This window comes from bacterium (assembly GCA_024228115.1).
Taxonomy (GTDB): Bacteria; Myxococcota_A; UBA9160; order UBA9160; family UBA6930.
Genome location: JAAETT010000234.1, coordinates 1 through 19676, shown reverse-complemented (window position 1 = coordinate 19676; position 19676 = coordinate 1). Strand labels below are relative to the sequence as shown.

18 protein-coding genes are annotated in these 19676 nt (G+C 65.6%); 9 read left to right on the top strand and 9 right to left on the bottom strand.

Going from position 1 to position 19676, the window contains the following annotated elements:
* The first annotated feature begins 47 nt into the window (after positions 1-47).
* Positions 48-641 (top strand): sigma-70 family RNA polymerase sigma factor, encoded by a 594-nt coding sequence (locus GY937_10755; protein ID MCP5057191.1) that lies wholly within the window; start codon positions 48-50, stop codon positions 639-641.
* Complete coding sequence (locus GY937_10750; GenBank protein MCP5057190.1) at positions 638-2281, top strand: hypothetical protein; 1644 nt, start codon at positions 638-640, stop codon at positions 2279-2281. The genes GY937_10755 and GY937_10750 overlap by 4 nt, the downstream gene beginning before the upstream one ends.
* On the opposite strand, the gene GY937_10745 is transcribed toward GY937_10750, so the two are convergent.
* Positions 2275-2949, bottom strand: a complete 675-nt coding sequence (locus GY937_10745) for a hypothetical protein (GenBank protein MCP5057189.1) — start codon at positions 2947-2949, stop codon at positions 2275-2277. The genes GY937_10750 and GY937_10745 overlap by 7 nt on opposite strands.
* A 203-nt stretch (positions 2950-3152) precedes the next feature.
* On the opposite strand from GY937_10745, the gene GY937_10740 reads away from it, so the two are divergent.
* The gene (locus tag GY937_10740) at positions 3153-3707 is read left to right on the top strand and encodes a sigma-70 family RNA polymerase sigma factor (protein MCP5057188.1); all 555 of its coding nucleotides are present in this window, start codon (positions 3153-3155) and stop codon (positions 3705-3707) included.
* The gene (locus GY937_10735; protein MCP5057187.1) at positions 3704-4396 is read left to right on the top strand and encodes a DUF1109 domain-containing protein; all 693 of its coding nucleotides are present in this window, start codon (positions 3704-3706) and stop codon (positions 4394-4396) included. The genes GY937_10740 and GY937_10735 overlap by 4 nt, the downstream gene beginning before the upstream one ends.
* Here GY937_10735 and GY937_10730 read toward each other — a convergent pair.
* The 5 genes from GY937_10730 to GY937_10710 form a co-directional block, all read right to left on the bottom strand.
* Entirely contained in the window at positions 4393-4803 is a 411-nt protein-coding gene (locus GY937_10730) for a hypothetical protein (protein MCP5057186.1), read from the bottom strand. The genes GY937_10735 and GY937_10730 overlap by 4 nt on opposite strands.
* A 120-nt stretch (positions 4804-4923) precedes the next feature.
* The gene (locus tag GY937_10725) at positions 4924-5772 is read right to left on the bottom strand and encodes a DMT family transporter (protein MCP5057185.1); all 849 of its coding nucleotides are present in this window, start codon (positions 5770-5772) and stop codon (positions 4924-4926) included.
* Positions 5773-5860: 88 nt separating this feature from the next.
* On the bottom strand, positions 5861-7372 hold the full coding sequence (locus tag GY937_10720; protein MCP5057184.1) for a hypothetical protein: 1512 nt from the start codon (positions 7370-7372) through the stop codon (positions 5861-5863).
* Positions 7279-7653, bottom strand: a complete 375-nt coding sequence (locus GY937_10715) for a DUF427 domain-containing protein (GenBank protein MCP5057183.1) — start codon at positions 7651-7653, stop codon at positions 7279-7281. The genes GY937_10720 and GY937_10715 overlap by 94 nt, the downstream gene beginning before the upstream one ends.
* 8 nt (positions 7654-7661) lie before the next feature.
* Positions 7662-8411 (bottom strand): SDR family oxidoreductase, encoded by a 750-nt coding sequence (locus GY937_10710; GenBank protein MCP5057182.1) that lies wholly within the window; start codon positions 8409-8411, stop codon positions 7662-7664.
* A 239-nt stretch (positions 8412-8650) separates the two neighbouring features.
* On the opposite strand from GY937_10710, the gene GY937_10705 reads away from it, so the two are divergent.
* Together GY937_10705 and GY937_10700 are read left to right on the top strand one after the other, a co-directional pair.
* The gene (locus tag GY937_10705) at positions 8651-9430 is read left to right on the top strand and encodes an alpha/beta hydrolase (protein ID MCP5057181.1); all 780 of its coding nucleotides are present in this window, start codon (positions 8651-8653) and stop codon (positions 9428-9430) included.
* Between the two features lie 22 nt (positions 9431-9452).
* Entirely contained in the window at positions 9453-10865 is a 1413-nt protein-coding gene (locus tag GY937_10700; protein MCP5057180.1) for a DUF1298 domain-containing protein, read from the top strand.
* Between the two features lie 16 nt (positions 10866-10881).
* Here GY937_10700 and GY937_10695 read toward each other — a convergent pair whose 3' ends face one another.
* The 3 genes from GY937_10695 to GY937_10685 all read right to left on the bottom strand — a co-directional run bounded on the left by GY937_10695 (position 10882) and on the right by GY937_10685 (position 14347).
* Entirely contained in the window at positions 10882-11928 is a 1047-nt protein-coding gene (locus GY937_10695; protein ID MCP5057179.1) for a hypothetical protein, read from the bottom strand.
* Positions 11929-12111: 183 nt separating this feature from the next.
* The gene (locus GY937_10690; protein MCP5057178.1) at positions 12112-13230 is read right to left on the bottom strand and encodes a hypothetical protein; all 1119 of its coding nucleotides are present in this window, start codon (positions 13228-13230) and stop codon (positions 12112-12114) included.
* A gap of 502 nt (positions 13231-13732) precedes the next feature.
* The gene (locus tag GY937_10685; protein MCP5057177.1) at positions 13733-14347 is read right to left on the bottom strand and encodes a glutathione S-transferase family protein; all 615 of its coding nucleotides are present in this window, start codon (positions 14345-14347) and stop codon (positions 13733-13735) included.
* A 72-nt stretch (positions 14348-14419) separates the two neighbouring features.
* Here GY937_10685 and GY937_10680 point away from each other — a divergent pair, with 72 nt between their 5' ends.
* The 3 genes from GY937_10680 (at position 14420) to GY937_10670 (ending at position 19541) form a co-directional block, all read left to right on the top strand.
* Positions 14420-16678, top strand: coding sequence for a DUF3604 domain-containing protein (locus GY937_10680; protein MCP5057176.1), 2259 nt, complete (start codon positions 14420-14422; stop codon positions 16676-16678).
* A 29-nt stretch (positions 16679-16707) separates the two neighbouring features.
* Positions 16708-19029, top strand: coding sequence for a DUF3604 domain-containing protein (locus GY937_10675; GenBank protein ID MCP5057175.1), 2322 nt, complete (start codon positions 16708-16710; stop codon positions 19027-19029).
* Between the two features lie 71 nt (positions 19030-19100).
* Positions 19101-19541, top strand: a complete 441-nt coding sequence (locus GY937_10670; protein ID MCP5057174.1) for a DoxX family protein — start codon at positions 19101-19103, stop codon at positions 19539-19541.
* The last annotated feature ends 135 nt before the right edge of the window (positions 19542-19676 follow it).

The window sequence follows — 19676 nt, the reverse complement described above, 5'->3', positions numbered from 1 at the left end:
TGGAGGTGATGGTCATTGCGCTCTCCATGCTTCAGGCTCCACTCGTCATGAGTACACGCGTCGGAAATCCTGAGACACCGGACCCCGCGGGGGTTCGCGAGGTTCTGGGCAGGGCCCAACTCGGGGATCGTTCGGCCCTCACGGAGCTGTATCGGCAATATCGCGAGGACGTCGACCGCCTGTGTGGTCGTATGCTCGGCTCACCGAGCGAGGCCGAGGATGCCCACGCGGAGGTCTTCCTGCGCGCCCAGACGGCGCTGGCGAGCTACGACCCCAAGCGGCCATTCCGCAAATGGCTGCTCGGTATCGCGTCCCATCATTGCATCGACCGGCTACGACGGCGCCAGGTGGAAGGCCGCCTCTTCAGCGCGGAGGATCTCGACCCGGATACGCACGCGGGCCGTGGTCCTTCCCCTCTGGCATCGGCCCTGGGCGAGGAGGCGCGGCAGCAGGTCTCGCTGGCCATCGACGCCCTCGAGGACCGCTACCGGGCGCCGCTCGTGCTGCGCTACTTCGCCGAACTCTCCTACCGGGAGATTGCCGAGCAACTGGAGCTACGTCCGGAGCAAGTGGGCGTGCTGTTGCATCGTTCGAAGGATCGCCTGCGCCATCAGCTCGGAAGACAGGCGGGTCGCTCATGAGCTGCCCCCCTGAGTGGAGTCTGGGAGCGTATGTCGACGGTGAGCTCCAGGATGCAGAGCGGAGCGACGCCGAAGGGCACCTGGTGGGCTGTGAGCGTTGCCGAAGGCTGGTGGTCGAGCTGCAAGCCGAGGCGCGCACCGTAGCCAACGTGTTATGCGATCGCGCTCCGGCGGAGGCTCCCGCGCGTCAGGTCACCTCCTCGGCTCGCGGGTTGGCGACGGGTTTTCCGGTCACGCTCGGCATCATTGCCTGCGGAGTGGCCGTATTTGGCTTCCTCCTCAAAAGTCGCCTGCCTTCCGGAATGGAATGGATTCGCCCTGCCCATTGGCTAGGAGCCCACGAAATGATCCTGGATGTACTCTTCACGATGCGCGACGAGGTGCCCGGAATGGTCGAGTTCGCTCTGGCGATCGCAGTGACTGCGAGTGCGGCTGCATTGATCACGTTCCTCAGCAGCGTATTGCTGCGTCGCCTCGGAGACCCCAAGGCTCTCGGTGGTGTGTTGTTGCTGGGCTTGGGGTTGGCCCTGGGCGACCCATCGCCCGCACGGGCCGCCGCTGATGTTCGTCTCGACCAGAGCGTGCATGTCGGTCCCGACGAAGTGATCGAGCGCGGCCTGCTCACTTCGGGAGAGTCGTTGATCATCGAAGGCAAGGTGGTGGGCGATGTGGTGGCGTTCTGCGAGCGCGTGGCGATTCGCGGTGTCGTTGAGGGCGATGTCTGGGTGATTTCCCGGGAGTTCGAACTCACAGGCGAGGTGAAGGGCAACCTGCACGCATTCGGTGAGCAGTCACGGATCTCCGGAAAGGTGGACGGAAGCCTGTATAACGGTTCCGATCGGGTCACCTTGGAGCCCGAGGCCACGGTGGCGCGCGACGCGTTCGTCATCTCCGACCGCTTCACCCACGAAGGAACGATCGCGCGGGACCTGACCGGGCTCGTCTCGCGGGGTGAACTCCAGGGGGCAGTGGGCCGTCACGCGGAGATCTGGTCCGAACGGCTCGAGGCGCGGGCCGGGACGACGGTTGGCGGGGATCTCACGGCCCACGTGGACGATGAGGACGATGCGCGCTTCGATCAAGCCGTCCAGGTCGCGGGCGTCAGCGAGATTCTTTCCGATGATCTGGCCCTCCAGCACCTCCGCTCCGACTACCAGAAGCCGGGTTTCTACCTCTGGCGGCTCGTCTGGTTGGCCGCAGCGTTCGGCGTTGGGTTGTTGTTGCTCCATCTCGTCCCCAGGCTCTTCGATACGGATGTCGCCTCGGCACCGGAGTTCTTTCGGGCCCTCGGTCTGGGCTTTGCGTTCGCCGTGCTCGTTCCCATCGCGTTGATCCTGCTAGCACTCAGCGTGATCGGCGTGCCGCTCGCCCTGATTGGTGCATCCATCTACGCGACGGTCTGGTACCTGGCGGTCATCCTGGTGGCGATCCTGGTCGGACGCAGTTTGACGTCGCTGGAGAGCGACTCCCTCCGGGATCAAGGGCTCGCGCTCCTGCTCGGTCTCGTCCTCGTCACGATCGCCTTCCACCTGCCTTGGATCGGCGGCCTGGTGCGCTTCGTGGGCATGTTGCTCGGGGCGGGGCTGTTGCTCGATCGTGCGCTCGTCATGTGGAACGCACGGCGAACGCCCGCCTACTGAGCGCCTGGCAGCGGTGGGATCGACGCCAGCAGCCGCTCCGTCAATCGCTCCAGGCGGGCTCGAAGCGCCGGGTCGGGTTCTTTCGGGGCGAGGGATGCCACGATCTTGGCCAGACGCCCCATCGTGCGACGCGTATCCTGTTTCTCGCCTGTCGCCACATCTTCGAAGAACTCGACGATGGCAGTACGAAGGGCGAGATCCTCGATCTCCATATAGGCGCGCCACGGCACCGCGACGAGCTTGGCTGCCCGGAAACCGGCGCTGATGAACGCGACGTCGCCACTCTCCCGCGCCAGCTCGCCCCGGTGGTTCATTTCGTAGTAGCCGATCGCGATGCTGTTCAGCGCATCGTAGTTGGACCGATCGACCGGCTCCTTCTCCAGATCGTCGCGTAGCTCCCCCGTCGGCGGATCTTCGCTACGGCTGGGTTCGAGCACGACCTCGAAGTAGTCGGGGTAGCGGGGAGCCAGATCGTCGATGACCCGATCCGTACCGGCGACCTCCCAGCCGCTGCCAGTGCCCGCGAGCCGGTACTGCATCGGGTCCGAAGGCAGTGACGCACAGCCGGCGATCGGTTTGAGTAGCGCGAAGAGGGCGATCGCGCAGATGGCGTGCGGCGCCTGGTTGCTCCACGAGGCCTGCGCCGGGTTGCTCCAAAGATCGGCCACCGGGTAGACTGGCCTCCCGGGGCGAAACCGCGCCCCTCTCCAGAACGTACTACGTCGGTATGTCGCTCGGAGTTACCTTGGGGCCGGCGCAACTGGATCTGGATCGGCCGGCGATGCTGCGGAACACCTCCTCGCTCGACCGGCATCGACCGGAGGGGGAATCTCCTCGGGAACGGATTCTGGATTTGGAGCGACGGCGGCCCATGGGCAGCGAGCAAGAAGAACGTGCCGAGCGTTGGCGAAGCTGGATGCGCGCGGCCCAGGAGGGCGACGCGGAGGCCTACCAGCGGGTCTTGACCGAATTGCTTCCCTACGTCCGCAGTGTGGTGCGGGGTCGTGTTGGCGATGATGCGGCCGTCGAAGACGTCGTCCAGGAAGTCCTGATGCGTATCCATACCGCTCGTCACACCTACCACCCGGAACGGCCGCTCCTGCCCTGGGTTCGTACCATCGCTCGCAACGCCAGCGTCGATCAAACCCGGCGCCGCGCCCGAGAACTCAGCCGCCAGGGCGAGACAGAGCCTGATGCGCTGCCGGCGGCCGTTCGTTCTGTGGAGGGTCCCATCTCACGGGGTCTCATCCGCGCCCTCGATCGGCTCCCGGCCAATCAGCGCGAGGCCGTGACGCTGTTGAAGCTCGAGGGTCTTTCGGTGCAGGAGGCAGCCGAGAAGGCCGGCATCACTCCTGGCGCCTTGAAGCTCCGGGCTCACCGGGGCTACCGCGCGTTACGCGATCTCCTGGGGAGGGAACGCCCGTGAACGAAGCAAGCAGCGAGTCCCCGAACGATGACGGCAGCGAAGAGCTGATCCGCGTGCTGGCCCGTGGGCTCGAGCCTGTTCAGCCGCTTCCGCCCTTGCGGTTCGTGGTGGGCGGGCTCCTCGGCTTGTGGGGATTGGTCGCGGCCGTAGGCGTGGTGGTGTTCGGCAGCCGGCCCGACCTCGCCGAGGCCTGGCTGGGGCAGGGTGGGGTGGCATTCGTATTCGCCGGCCTCGGACTGGCGGGCATTGCGGGGCTCGTCGCCGCCGTGGCCCTCGGTGTGCCTGGGCGAGAGCGTCTCGTGAGCTGGATGGTCCTGACTGCGGGCGCAGGCATGGTTCTCGCTGCGGCAGGTGGCAGCTTGCTCTTCCTCGAGAGCCCGATGCCCTGGCGCGGGGGAGGCTGGAGCGCCGATCTGAATTGTCTGGCGGTGGCCGTCGCGGTCGGCATTCTGCCTGCCCTCGGTGTGGTGGCCTTTGCGGGACGTGCGGCGCCGTTCCGACCGCTCGTGCTCGTGGTGGCCGCCGCTGCCAGCGCTGCCGCTCTCGGTACTGTCGTGGCTCAAGCGAGCTGTCCGATGGCCGACCTTCGCCACCTGTTGATGGGCCACGTCCTGGCACCGGCGGCCGGCGCCCTGGTGCTCTCAACGCCGCTCTTGATCGCCCTTCGCCGGATCGGGCGGAGGGGTTAGCCGCTCTTTCCCGCCAGGTACGCCGCCATCTGAGGAGCGATGATGTCGCGAAGCGCCTCGATCGCTCCGAGCGGGCGCATCAGGACGTCGAGGTTCTGGATCAGCCCGCCGGTTTCGTCGAGGCTGATCAGGTCGATTCCCTGGAGTTGCAGCTCGCCGACGTGCCCCGTGAATTCGAGGGCGAGCTCGCCGTCCTGCTGCCACTCCCGGTGGTAGGTGAAGTCTTCGATCGTGTGGACGATCAACCCGAGCAGGTGGTGTACCAGGGGGCGTCCGGCGAGCGTCTGCCAGTAGGGCGGCGCGCCCATCGAGATGTCCTCAGCCAGCACCTTTTCGAGGGAGGCCAGATCCTTTTCGGCGACGATCCGATGCCACTCGTCCAGGAACCGGCTGTTGGGCTGTGACACGTTTTTCTTCCTTCTGCTGCGCGAGATCTCGCCTGGCGAATCCAGAACGTAGTCGAATGCTGGTGTGCCCGCGTGGCCGTGGTGTGCGCATGCGGCGAGGCAGGCGTTTCCTGCCGCTCGTCAGCGCCGGACAGCCTGGGTTGTCACGCCTGCGAGAATCAGTGCGCCACCGGCGAGGGCAAGGACGGACAGCGCTTCGCCATGCACGATCCAGGAGAGGACCGCGCTCATGATCGGCTCCAGCAGCAGGATCAGGCTGAACTCCAGCGCGCGCAGCCGCTTGACCCCACGAACCATGAAGACATAGGCCAGGCCGATCTGGAAGGCGCCCAGGTAGCCGACCATCAACCAATCACCGGTTTCTGCGCCGCCGAGTGGAAAAGCAAAGGGAGCGCAGACCGCGAAGGCCAACAGGTTGCCCGTGATCACGGCTGCACCTGTCGGGTCTGGAGCCGCGCTGGCCACACTCATCCGACCCAACCAACGCAGTCCCATCAGCGTGGCGGCCCAGGTCACGCCGCTGGCTGCGCCGAGCCAGTTGCCAAGGCCCGGGTTTGGCGCCGTCGCCAGCGGAATGTCGGTGCCCAGGAAGAAGAGCACGACTCCCGCGAGCAGGGCCAACACGATCGGCAGGTCGCTCGGCTGCCGTGGTTCGGCGAGGAGCTTTGGTGCTGCGAGCAGCACGTAGAGGCTGGCCGAGCTCTGCAGGAAGATCGCGGCCGCCGCCGTTGTCTTTTTATTGGCGATCGCGTACAGGACGAGGGTTGCCCCGTAGGCAAAGCTGACCATGACGATCCGCCGGTCGGGGATCATTCGCCATTGCGGGAGGGCGATCCAGAGCACGACCGCCGCCACGAGCGATCGGAAGCCCGCGATCTGCCAACTCGAGAGCTCCACGAGCTTGATCGCCGCGCCGCCCGTGGAGAAGAGCAATGCTGCCACGGCTACCTGGATGTGTGCGGTGTTCATCGGGCCGGTTTCAACAGTTGGAACCACTCTCCTGCGTTCGAGCTCCCTGCAGACGGAGGGCCGCTCGGTCGCCTCCGAACGTCGCAGCCTATCCGCCGAGCAATGCTCTTGCCCGGCCTTCGGCGAAGCGAACGATTTCCTCCGCGAGATTTCGATCACGGATCAACGAGCCAGCTTCGAAACGGGCTTCCTCGTCGCGCATCGAGGTGAGCTGGGGGACGAAGGCACGGCGGGGGCCGTAGCTGGCCAGGTGGGTCGGGGGGAGGCGCGTGAGCCGGCCTTCGAAGCGGATGAACGCCTGGCACCTGGCCATCGCGGTTCCCGGGGCTGCCAGGGCATCCAGGAGGTCGAGGGCGACGAGCATGCGGCGGGTTTCCATGTGGTGCGCGTCGATCCAGGGCTCGAGTTCGCCCAGCAGCTCGCGATCGGTGAGGCCGGTGCGAAGGGCTTCCCTCACGGCGAGCCGTTCTTCGAGGTGATTTCGAAGGTCGGCTCTCTCTCGCACCGCCGAGGGGTCCGCCCGCAGACGATCGAATGCGGCCTCGAGCTCCCGGTCTCGGTCTTCAGGGCAGGCGATGCACCACCGATGCGCTTCGGCAAACAATCGGTAGGCGGCGGGCGCCCCTGCGCCCAACTCACGGGAGGCGGCTTCCCAGGCGGCTTCCGGCTCGTAGCGATTCGGATCGTCCAACCAGGTTGCCGCCGTGCGGATGGCAAGCGCCGATGCCCGGGCATGTTCCATCGGGTTGAGCAGGACGCCCGACAGGTGGGGCGTCAACGCAGGCTCTCGCCCGGTGTAGGGGCCCTGGTGGAGAAGCACCCGCATGGGGCCGTCTGCAACCGGCACGTTGTCCCACAGCAGGAGCGGCCGCCGGAGCGTCGCTGCTCGCGCTTCCGCGTCGGCTGCAGGTATCGTCCCACTCAACACGCTCGGGCCCGTCCAGCCGATTTCGATGCCCGGGTCGAGTTCGAGACCTAGCTGCTCGAGGTAGGGGGTCGTTGCAACGCCCTGGTACTCCGTGGGTACGAGCCACCAACAAACGTCAGGTAGTGCCTCGGCGAGTTCGTGCATGAGCGAAATCTGGGCGGCCGCGAGGGAGCCGAATTGGCTCGCGTCGTTGGGGTCCGCGAGCTGACTGGGAACATCATCGAGTTGAAGTGAGAGAAAGCGCACGCCCAGTTCGTGCAGGCTTTGGAACTTCCCGACCAGTGCGCGCCGATCGTCGGGCGAGGCGTAGCGGATCGAGAGACCCGGCGAGAGAGCAAAACCAACGCTTACGCCGTGTTCCTCGCCACGAACCACGAGCTCCTCGAACTGCCTCCGCTCGGCTTCCGGGTGGGGCTCTCGCCACTTGCCACGTTGGAAGGGATCATCCTTCGCGGCGACCACATAGCGGTTCATTCCCCAGCGGCTGAGGCGGTCGAGCCAGACCATCCGCTCGGCGTGGGACGTGGGCGGACCGTAGTAGCCCTCGACCAGGCCGCGGTGACGGAAGGGAGATCCGTTCAGTCTCCGGTCTCCACATCGACGCGGTCCGTTGAGAAGGAGACCAGATCCTTCAAGCCCAGCATCTGATCGAAGGGTGCCTCGTAGCCCCAGACAGCATTCTTACCGGCGCCGGGGTCGTTTCCGATGCTCCAGTAGCTGGCGTCGCCCTTGAATGGGCAGTGCGTGGAGTGGGAGCTCTTCCGCAGCAGATCCATCCGCACGTCGGCCTGCGGGAAGTAGAGAGCGGCGGCGTAGTTCCCTTCGAGCAGGCGCACCGCTTGTTGGCTCTCTGCGATGACTTTGCCCTGGAAGGTCGCTCGGGCGATCCCGGGCTGCGGTTCCAGCTCGAGCGTGTGCTCCGGGTATTCGTCGTAGGCCTTGCTGTGGGTCACGTTCGCTCCTAGGCGAGGGTGCCACCGTCGACACGGATCGATTCGCCATTGATGTGGGCACCATCGGCGGATGCGACCATGGCGATCACGCCAGCGACAGTCTCCGGACCGCGGGCTTCGTCGAGGGCCATGGCCCGTTGGAGCAGCGAGATGTCCGGGTCCTCCGGCAGCGCGCCTCGGCCCGTCATCGGCGTCTTGATCGAGCCGGGGCAGATCGCATTTGCGCGCAGCCCCTTCTTTCCATACTCGACGGCGAAGGTGCGCGTAACGGCCAGGATGCCGCCCTTGCTCGCACCATAGGCGGCACCGTAGGGCATCCCTGCCAACGCCGATGTCGAGGAGATGTTCACGATGTTGCCCTTGCGTTCGAGAAGGCTGGGCAGTGCCGCCTGACACAGCAGGAATGTCCCCGTGAGATTGATGCGCAGGATGCGTTCCCAGGTTTCGAGTGTCGCCGTCTCGGTCCGCTCCAGCGCCAGGATGCCTGCCACGTTGATCAGGACATCGATCCCGCCGAAGCGCGAGGTGCAGGCCGCCACGTTGGCTTCGATGTCTGCGATCTCGCCCACATCGCAACGTTGGCCCTCTGCCTGGGCGCCGAGCTCATGGCATTGCTTGACGGTGGCTTCCAATCCTTCCTGCTGGACATCGCAGAGGAAGAGCGATGCACCTTCCTGGGCCAGCCTTTCCGCCGTCGCTCGACCAATGCCAGAGGCAGCCCCCGTAATGAAGGCCACCTTTCCCTCGAATCGTTGCATCGTCGTCTCCCAGCCTCGGTGCGGTTCTGGTGGTTACCACAACCCAGCGGCCAGGCCGGAGAGGTTTCCTTCGCCGGTGGAAGCGGGTTGGGTCCATGCTGTGTCTCGGATCTGGGGCAATCTGTCAATCGGGCCGCCTCGGGCCTCCCCGAAGGCGCCATTCCTGGCCGACCCGGCTCCGCTCGCTTCCCATGGCCCTGAGCGCGTGACATCCGGCGAAAGGTTCATACCTATTCCCCATGCCCACGGATCCCCGCTGGGAGACCATCGATCCCCCTCCGCTCGGCCTCTTTGCGGTCGAGCAGGTTCGGGCGCTGCGAGATCTCGCCGCTGGCGGGGAGCGCCGGAAGGTCGCCCGCCGGGCCGTCCCCGGAGACGGACATGCGGTCCTGGTGCTTCCGGGGATGCTGGCCGGGGATTTCTCCACGGCCCCACTGCGCGGGTTCCTGCGAGACCTCTGCTACGACGCCCGGGGCTGGAAGCTCGGAATCAACCGCGGGCCCGAGCCGGAGAAGCTCCGCGCGTTGGCCGACCGGCTGGAGAGGCTTTGTGACCGACATGGACGCCGGGTCAGCCTGATCGGCTGGAGCCTCGGCGGCATCTATGCCCGTGAGCTGGCACGCGCCCATCCCGAACGCGTGCGACTGGTCATCAGCATGGGCTCTCCGTTCCGTGATATCTCCGCCACCCACGCGACGCGGCTCGTGCCTCTGCGTCGGGGAAACAAGACGCTTCACGAGAATCGCGACCTGCAAGCCTGGTTGCGTCAGCCTATCGACGTTCCCACGACCTCGATCTACAGCCGTTCGGATGGCATCGTTCATTGGCAGAGCTGCCTGGAAGAAAAAGGGCCCCAACGTGAGAATGTGGAGGTGGAGTGCAGCCATACCGGAATGGGCTTCCACCCGGCTGCGCTCGCGGTGATTGCCGATCGCCTGGGGCAGCCCGAAGGTGAGTGGCAGCCCTACGGCGCCAGGCCGCGCAACCCGGGTACGGATCCGCTCCGGCGCGCTTCCTAGCTCTTCGAGGTAGGATCTCGGGATGACGGAACGATTGGCATCTGAACCTCTTTCCGGCGAAGACCTGGGTTTCTGGTGGGGAGACCAGCCGCGCCAGCGCACGACGATGGCCATGCTGCTCCTGCTCGATCGCCGTCCACACTCGGACAGGCTACGCGCCGCAGTCGAGCGTGCCGTCGCGGCCGTTCCGAGGTTGCGGCAGCGGGTGGTCGACGCGCCCCTGGATCTGGCTCGACCGCGATGGGAGGAGGATCCGACCTTCGACCTGGATTTCCATGTGCGTCGTTATGCGCTCTCCCATGACGATGGCTCTCCGGAGCACTCCACGCTCCAGGATCTCTTTCACACGATCGGCCCGATCTACGAGCGTCCGTTCGATCGAACGCGTCCGCTCTGGGAGCTGATCGAGTTCGATGGCCCGGGCGACGGCGCCGCGATCTTCTTTCGCCTGCACCATGGTGTCGCGGACGGTGTAGGTGGGAACGCCATCCTGGCGGCGCTCACCGACGCATTCGAGGGAGAAGCCGAGGGCGGCCAGCGCCCCGTGGCTACGCCCGGCGCCTGGGACGAGACCAGTACGGCACGTCGCTTCTTCGATGCGATCGGCCACCGGATCGAAGAGGATCTGCGGCGCGCACGAGCCGTGGGCGAGATGGCATGGACCGCCATGACGAAACCGTCCTCGTGGGGCGAGGCCGCACGGGTGGTCGCAGGCCTGGCCAACGATCTCAGCTTCCCGGCGGATTCACCCCTGCAGGCGTTCGGACGTGCGCGGCATCTCTCCGGATTCGATCTGCCCTTCGAGCCGCTTCATCGCGCCAAGGCGGCGTTCGGCGGACAGATGATCGACGTGATGTTGACCGCGGTGGCCGGAGCCGTCGGTTCCTGGCACCGAGCCAACGGTCACGAAGATGTCCGCGAAGTGCTGACCCTGGTTCCGATCAATCTCCGGCCACCGGGCGACCAGGGCTTCAGCGCCGGAGTCGGGAATCGTGCAAGCGGCGTGATCGTTCAGCTCCCCCTCGGAGAAACGGATCCCACGGCCCGTTTCGACGAGATCCACGCGCGCGTGATGGAGCGCAAGGCGAACCCGGCGCTCGAGTACCTGCCGAAGCTCGCCGAAGCCGTGGCTCTCCTGCCACGCCCGCTCTTTCGTCTCCTCTCTCGCACGGGCAGCGAGGCCATCCAGCTGATCGTGACGAACATCCCCGGCATCATGCAGCCACGTTGGCTGGCAGGTGCCCGGGTCGTCGCGGGCTATCCGTTTGCACCCACCGCACCCCATTGTCCGGTAAGCATCGCCCTCTACGGCTACGACGGTAGGCTCTTCGTTGGCCTCGATTCGGATGGAACGGCCATGCCCGACCTCGCGCTCTTCGAAGACATGCTGCGCGCTTCGTTCGAAGAGGTGGTGAAGGTGGCGGCAGACCGCTGAGCGCAATAGCTCTGGCTTAGTTTGCTTCCGCCGCGGCATGCAGCAGGCGTACGGATCGAAGCCAGTCGGCCCGTGTCTCGAGCCCGGCAACGGTGGTTTCGAGCGTGCGCTCCGCGACGGCCCGTCGCCGCCGCGGATCCATGAGGTTCAACGGAATGACCTCGAGATCTGCGGCCGTCGGTTGGATCAGCAGAACCGGTGTGCCGTGTCTCTCGACGCGTCGCCGCTCCCAGCCGAGCCGACGACCGAAGCGTCGCCACGCTCGCTCCTCGAAGCGATGGATCACCCCCGTGATGCGATCCACCGGTCCCTCGTAGGAGCGACCTTCGAGCGTCGACATCGGATTCACGCAGACCACGAGATCGAGATCTCGTCCCGCTAGCAGATCCAGGTTGGAGACACTCCAGACTCCGCCGTCGATGTAGCGGCGCCCTTTCACTCGAACGGGTGCGAAGAACGCCGGGATCGCGCATGAAGCGCGGACCGCTCGCGACACGTCCGTTTCCGGTGCGTCACTGCGACCGAAGGCAACCCGTCGCCCGTTCTCGAGATCGACGGCCACCGCCCAGTATTCGCGTTCGGACCAGCCCGACGGGCAGACCAGTTCGATCAGCTCGCCGATCGTGCGGGTCGAGACGAAGCCCTCGCCGAGCAACCCGGCCACGAAGAGTTCGAGCGGAGACTTCCACGGGGGAAGCAGCGCCTCCGCAACGGCACGCGGGCTCGACAGGATCGGCCGCGGAAGGACGCCGGTGCGCGGATACAGCCGATCGGTCCATTCGCGGTCCGGGTGCTCCCGGAAGCGAGCCGCCGCGGGTGAGAGCCTGGAGAGTTCGTTTGCATCCGGCTGCTCCCCGCAGACATATCGGTACATCAGATCGCAGGGAATCCCGAGCGCAGAGAGCGCGCCGTTCACCGAGCCGGCAGAGGTTCCGATCGTCACTTCGGCTGAACCCGGATCCCATCCCGTGACGCAGCGGATCGCCTCGAGCGCGCCCGTCAGATAGGCGTTGCCGATCACGCCTCCTCCGCCCAGTACGACACCGATTCGAGGCACTCGCATGAATCGCTCCAACGCCCTCCGTTGCTGGTCGAGGAGTACCCGCGAATGGCATGTCGTGCCACCGGATCGGCCGCGCGGAAGTTGCCAGGGTTTCAGGCTGCACGTCCCGGCGGAGTCGGAAGCGTGGCATTCTGCCTCGCCTCCCGCGAGTGAGAAACGCCGTGAAGCCGGCCGGCGTGGATGCTACGCGGGATCCAGGAACTCTTTGAAGCCGTAGCGGGTGTGCGGCCCGAGATGGATCTGCTCGAGCGCGCCGATACCTTGCGCGTCGCCCTGACGCGCCTTCACGACCTGCTGGATGTGGAGGTTGTCGAGGGCCATCTCGTCCGCGTCGGCACACTTCCAGCTTTCCCCGCCCATCGCCAGCTCGCCCTTCCACATGCCGTGGCCCCACTCCGGGTGGGAGTAGCCAATGCCTTTCATGCGGAAACACAGCGAGGCTTCCAGGGAGATTTCGTGCCGCGTACCGTCGCGCTCGACGAGTGCGATCTCGCAGCCACTGGCCCGGCGGGTGCCCCGAACGAAGCGCAGCTCGTTCTCCACCGCCGTCAGCATACGGACGCCGGGGTCTTCGACGCCCGGAATCTTGTCGGGGGTGTCATAGACCGGGCAGATCATGCCGTCCCAATGCCAGGCTTCGCCGTATTCGTTCTCGAATACGCCCATGTGCGTGCAGCGATCGTTCCAGTGCAATGGCGCCCACAGGAACGAGAACTGGGGCGCCTGCGTCGGAGGCGCACCCGCAGGACTGCGGTCTCCCACTGGACGGACTCCCCACGAGCGGTCCTTCGTGCCGAACACGCGGGAGGGATCGATCGTCACCGACTGGCCGTCGTAGCGGATCTCGCCTTGCCACTGGCCGAATTGGTTGAAGCGGGTGGCGTCCATGACCGTGGCTTCTCTCACGTAGGTCTGCCGGCCCTCCTGGATGCTGGCCGTGCGCGGAATCCAGAGCAGCTCTCCCGAGATTCCGGTCTCGTTGTCATCGAGCACGACCCTGAGGCTCATCATCGGTTCGAGAATCTCGATCCGGAAGGGGCCGACCTGGAGATCCGTCGGCTCCTTCGGCGCGCGACGTGATGCGTGGAACGCGTGCTGTTCGCCGTCACGAACGATCGAGAATCCACAATCCATGATTCCAAGATTCGGATACAGCGCCGCACCGATACCGAAGTAGAACTCCGCGTCGTCCTGGTAGCCGTTGAACCAATACCGGTCATAGACATTCCGATCCGTCGTGGCCGGTCTGGCGATGGGCTCGGGTGTCTGATGGATCGGATAGTCGTCGAGTCTCGAGAGCACCTTGTCTCCTCCTGGAGGAGGTTCATGATAGCTTTCTTGTGTGTGTGGGAGCCGCTTTGCTTCTCGTGGTGGATCGCGGCGCGGGGGGCGGCCATCGCGGAATGGCTCGGCTGGGGCTTGGGAGGCCGCGTTCGACCTGGACGCGGGTTCGCTTACGCGGCTATCGCCGCTAGCGAACGAGCGCACGATCACCCTACGAGATGCCTGCGCTTTATTTCCGCGCTGGCCGCCCCCCGCGCCGCGATCGGCCGTGCTGGCAACCGGAACCGCTTCGCCGGGGCTGGGCGCAGGCCGGGCGGAAATAAAGCGCAGGCATAGGTGAAGCCCCGTCGTGCGCGTAGGTTGCCCGCGGCAATAGCCGCAAAGGGCAACACCCTGTCCACCTTTCTATGCGGTCACCCGATCCTCGGCCGAGCCATTCCGCCTGGCCTGTGCCCAGCCCCGGCGACTCGAGTGCTTCGCAGGAAAAGCGAAGCGGCTTCCTGCCTCAAGCGCCCGATGGCTAGCCGGGTACCGCCATTCCGCGTTGGACTGCGGGTCGTGCCGCGATTCGCTCCAGCCATGTGACGACGGTCGGGTGGTCGGTGATGTGGGGCATGTTCATCTGGAGGGGGATGGCGAGCCAGGGGTAGTGCATGATGTCACCGATCGAATAGTCGCGTGCGAGGTATTCGCGACCATCGGAGAGGATGTTGGCGAGGACGCCGATCAAGCGTCTGAATTCCCCATCGAAGATGTCGATCATTTCCTGGTTCTTCTCGCCCTCTTTTCGCAAAGCCGCACCGAGGCGGCCGAGGTTCGGGCCGACGCCACCGGTCTGGAAGAATGCGTATTGGATGGCTTCCATTCGCTGGGCGGAATCCTTGGAGAGGATGCGTCCGTCACCGTCGTACTTCTCTGCGAGATGCAGGAGGATCGCGCCGGACTCCCAGATCACCTGGCCATCATCTTCGAGGACCGGGATCTTGTGGTTGGGGTTCTTGGCGAGGAACCAGTCCTGCTTCTGCTCGTCTTCGGATAGCTGGACATGGCGGGTTTCATAGTCCAGGCCGAGTTCTTCCAAGGCGATCGAAGCCTTGCGGCCATTCGGTGTCTCGGCGGTGTAGAGGGTGAGCACGGTTTCTCCTTGGGCGTGGCCGCGCAGTGTAGACCAATCGCGCGTGGTAGGGTTCAGCCCACGGAGGGTCTCATGATCAAGAAGCTCGCACTCGTGGTGCTCGTTGTTCTGGTGCTGGCCGTCGGCCTCGTCTGGCTGGCCGGTCAGGGAACCTTCGGTGGCCCGGAAGAGCCTGGCGAAGTTGCCGAACGAGCGCGGCCGAGTGCGCTCGTTCGCGAGAGCGAGGCTGCCGTGGAAGCTGCGGCATCCGAGGTCGGCGTGTTCCGGCCCAAACAGATCTTGTTCGGCGATCTCCACGTTCATACCACCTTCTCGTTCGACGCCTTCACCTTCTCCCTGCCGATCATGCAGGGCGAAGGCGCGCACCCCCCGGCGGATGCCTGTGACTTCGCAAGGTACTGCTCGGCCCTCGACTTCTGGTCGATCAACGACCACGCCAACAGCATTACTCCGGACGAGTGGGCGCAAACCGTCGACAGCATCCGGCAGTGCAACGCGGTCGGCGGCGAGAAGGATACGGTGGCGTTTCTCGGCTGGGAGTGGACCCAGGTGGGAACGACGCCCGACAATCACTATGGCCACAAGAACGTGATCCTCGCGCATACCGAGGAAGGCAAGATTCCGGCGCGTCCCATCGCGGCTCTGCGTGGGGTTGCCATGCCGCCGGTACTCGGGCGCGGCTTCGCAGCGCTCGCGTTCGGTGGTCGCATGCACGATCTCGCGTGGATGTTCGCGGACGCCGAGCGCCAGGATTGGTGCGCCGATGATGTGAATACGAACGACCTGCCGGCGGATTGCATCGAGGGTGCGGCGACCCCCGCCATCCTCTACCGCAAGCTTGGCGAGTGGGGCGGCGATGCCCTCGTGATTCCCCACGGCACCACGTGGGGCATGTATACGCCGCCGGGAACCACCTGGGACAAGCAGCTCCAGGGGGACCTTCACGATCCGAAGCTCCAGGGTTTGATCGAGGTCTATTCGGGGCACGGCGATTCGGAGGTGTACCGCGATTTCCGTGCCGTCGAGATCGCGGAGGACGGGAGTCTCTCGTGCCCTGCGCCAAGCCCGGGCTACCTGCCGTCATGCTGGCATGCGGGGGAGATCGTTCGCGAGCGCTGCTTGGAAGAGGCCGCAGAACCCGACGAGTGTGAAGCCCGTGCAGTGCTGGCTCGCCAACACGCGGTCGACGCGCGCATCGGAATCATTCGAACCGTTCCGGGTTCACAGGGTTCGGATTGGTTGAACGCGGGCCAATGTCTCGATTGCGACCAGCCCTCGTTCAACTACCGCCCCGGTGGGTCCGCCCAGTACATCCTTGCCCTCGGCAATTTCGATGAGGATGAAGAGGATCCCCGGCGTTTCCGGATGGGTTTCATGGCCTCGAGCGACAACCATTTTGCCCGGCCGGGCACGGGCTACAAGGAAGTGCATCGAGCCGGCATGACCGAGAGCCTCGGCACCGGCGACCGGGCGGAATTGCTCGAGCAGGTGGGTCCCCTTGCTGCCGTGTTGGCGCCGCCGAAGGAGGAGCCGGTCGCCCACTCCCAGCCCTTCGAGCTGGAGAAACTGGGTTTCAATATTTTCGAGACCGAGCGCCAGACATCCTTCCTCTTGACCGGTGGTCTGATCGCGGCGCATTCCGAGGGGCGGGATCGGGGTGCCATCTGGGATGCCATGCAGCGCAAAGAGGTCTATGGCACGAGCGGCCCGCGTATCCTGCTCTGGTTCGACATGCTGAACGCGACCGGTGCGGGTGGTCGGGGCCTGGCGATGGGAGGCCAGGTCGAGATGGCGGAGAGCCCGATCTTCCAGGCTCGTGCGGTGGGTTCCTTCGAGCAGAAGCCTGGCTGTCCCTCCTACGCGACGAGTTCGCTCTCGCCCGAGCGCCTGGAACATGTCTGCAAGGGCGAGTGTTACAACCCGAGCGAGACGCGACGGTTGATCACGCGCATCGAAGTCGTGCGGATCCGGCCTCAAACCTCGCCCGGCGAGGAGATTGCCCAGCTGATCGACGATCCATGGAAGACCTTCGACTGCGAGCCCGATCCGGCAGGCTGCTCGGTGACTTTCAGCGATCCGGAGTTCGTCCCGGCGGGTCGGGAGACGATCTACTACGTGCGTGCGTTCGAGGAGTCGGCGCCCGGAATCAATGCCGACAACGTGCGCTGCGAGTTCGATGAAGAGGGGCGTTGTCTTGGGACGCATCTGTGTCCGAGCACCGGCGATGCCGATCCGGACTGTCTGGCTCCCCATGAGCCACGGGCCTGGTCGTCGCCTATTTTCGTCGACCCCGCTCCGCCGCCTTCGGCAGCCAAGAGCGAGGGGAGCTGAATCGCCGAGGGGCAGGAGAGCGAAGCCAGATGTCGGGTACCAGGTTGTTGGTGGGCTTCTTCGCCTTGATTCTGGGGCTCGTCGGAATCGCCATCGGGTTGGTCTACGCCGCGGGCAACGGTGCCTTCGGGAGCCATGAAGCCCCGGGTGAGATCGTCGGGGCGCATCGTGGGCCGGAGGCCGTGGCGGCAGCGGCTGCACGGGTCGCGGCGGCTGCGGACGATGTGGGTGTGCCGCGTCCGAAGCAGGTGCTGTTCGGCGACTTTCACGTCCACACCACCTACTCCTTCGACGCTTTCCTTTTCAGTCTTCCCGGGTTGATCGGCGAGGGCGCCCATCCGCCAGCGGATGCCTGCGATTTCGCTCGCCATTGCTCGGCCCTCGACTTCTTCTCGATCAATGATCACGCCGAAGGTCTCTCCCCGTTGCATTGGAAGGAGACCGTCGATTCGATCCGCCAATGCGCCGCCGTGGCCAGCGATCCGTCGAATCCGGATCTGGTTCCCTTCCTGGGCTGGGAGTGGACGCAGCAGGGATCGACTCCCGACGATCACTATGGTCACAAGAACGTGGTGCTCCAGGGGCTCGCTGACGAAGAGATCCCTGCGCGCCCGATCGCTTCGGCGCCGCCTCCTGAAGGGCCCCCGCTTCTGGCGCGAGGCTTGTTGGCGTTGCGCTATCGGCACCCCCGGATTCATGATCTCGCCGTCGATATCACCGAGAGAGCCGCGATCCCGATCTGCCCGGAAGGCGTGCCCACGCGGGAGCTGCCTGCGGACTGCACCGAGGTGGCTTCCACGCCCGCCGACCTCTTCGCGAAGCTGGATGAGTGGGGCCTGCAGTCGGTCGTGATCCCTCACGGCATGACCTGGGGGATCTATACGCCGCCCGGCACGACGTGGGACAAACAGCTCGAGGGAAATTCGCACGATCCGGAGCGCCAGACCTTGCTCGAAATCTACTCGGGCCACGGAGATTCCGACGTCTATCGGGATTTTCGCGCGGTCGAGTTCGACGAGAACGGGCAAGCGGTCTGCCCCGCACCGAGTGCCGAGTACCTGCCGACGTGTTGGCGGGCCGGAGAGATCATCCGCGAGCGCTGTCTATCGGAGGGCCTGTTGGCATCGGAGTGTGAAGAACGTGCGGCCGCGGCGCGGGTCCACGCTGCGCAGGCGGGCACCGCGGCACATCTCGCGGTTCCGGGCGCGGCAGGAAGTGATTGGCTCGATTCAGGCCAGTGTCGAGATTGCGATCAGCCCGCGTTCAACTACCGCCCGGGCGGCTCCGCTCAGTACCTGCTTTCGCTCGGGAACTTCGACGAGGACGACGACGCTCCGCGGCGATTCCGTTTCGGCTTCGTCGGGTCGAGCGACAACCACACGGCCCGAGCCGGCAGCGGCTACAAGGAGTTGGAGCGCCCGGGCATGACCGACTCGATGGGTCCGCCCTTCGGGCCGCTGGTACGGCTGCTTCGAGCCGTACCTGAGGAGGCGATTGCAGAGTCCCGTCCCGTAGGTGCCGAGGCGAATGGGCTCGCCAGCTTCCGGCTGGCAGAGACAGAGCGTCAGATGTCCTTCTTCCAGACGGGTGGGCTGGTAGCGGTTCATGCAGAGGGGCGCGATCGGGCTGCGATCTGGAATGCCGTCCAACGCAAGGAGGTATACGGCACGAGTGGTCCGCGCATCCTGCTCTGGTTCGATCTGCTCAATCCGCCGGGCTCGGCCGGAAGCACCGCGCCCATGGGGAGCGAAGTCGCCATGCGGGCGAATCCCATTTTTCAGGTGCGGGCGGTCGGGTCGTTCGAACAGCAGGAGGGCTGCCCTGAGACGTCCGTCAGGGCGCTCGGGCCCGATCGCCTGGAGCGTCTCTGCAAGAACGAGTGCTATCACCCGGGAGATGTGCGGCGGCCGATTTCGCGCATCGAGATCGTTCGGGTTCGTCCGCAACAGGATCCGACCGAGGCTCCATCCGACTTGATCGAGGATCCCTGGCGAACCTTCGAGTGCGAGGCCGACGCGGCCGGTTGCACCGTTACGTTCGAAGACGAAGCGTTCGGCCGCGCCGGCCGCGAGAGTGTCTACTACGCCCGCGCCTACGAAGCACCGGCCCTGGCCATCAACGCCGGCGGTGTACGCTGCACCTACGATGACGATGGCAACTGCATCGCCGTCAATCTCTGCAGCGCCCAGCCCGCCAGCGACGATTGCCTGGCCGAATACGAGCCCCGGGCCTGGTCGTCGCCGATCTTCCTCGATTTCACGGGTACGCGGCCCGTCGCCCCGATCGAGGCGGGCCTGGCCCTCCTCTCGCCCCAACCCTTGGGCGAAGGAGCGATGGCAGCCGCCGAATAGGGCCATTCGCGACGGGCCGCTCCGGGCGTTCGATCCTTGTGGTAGAACATGGGGCCGCAAGGAGGATCTCGATGACTGCCGGTGTGCTGCTCACCAACACGACCCCTGGGTTGATCGATCTAGGGCTCATGTTCGCGCGCGTCTTCCTCGGCGCATGCTTCGTGGTCCACGGCCTCGGGAAGCTCGGGATCGTGGGGGATGGGGATCTGGCCGGATTCGCCGATTGGCTGAAGAGCCTGGGCATGCCAGCGCCGGCCGTGCAGGCCCGGATGGCCATGGTTTCGGAGATCGTCGGTGGGGCGGCCCTGGCGACGGGCTTCATGATGCGGCCTGCCTGCCTGCTGTTGATCTTCACCATGGCCGTGGCCGGCGTGGTCGGCCACAAGGGTTCGGGTTACCTGATCACGAACGATCCGCCGGGTGCCGAGTACACCATCAATCTCGCCGCCCTCTGCTTCGTCCTGTTCTTGACGGGACCCGGAGCCATTTCTCTCGATGCGATGATCTTCTAGTCCCTTGTCACACCAAAAGCTGGGGGTAGAGTCGTCGCAGTTTCACGCGGGCTTGTTGGGTCGTGAATTGCCAGTCGACGCCCTTCGTCGTTCGGTTGCGATCGTCTTGCCAGGCTTGGACTTGGCGCGTGAGAT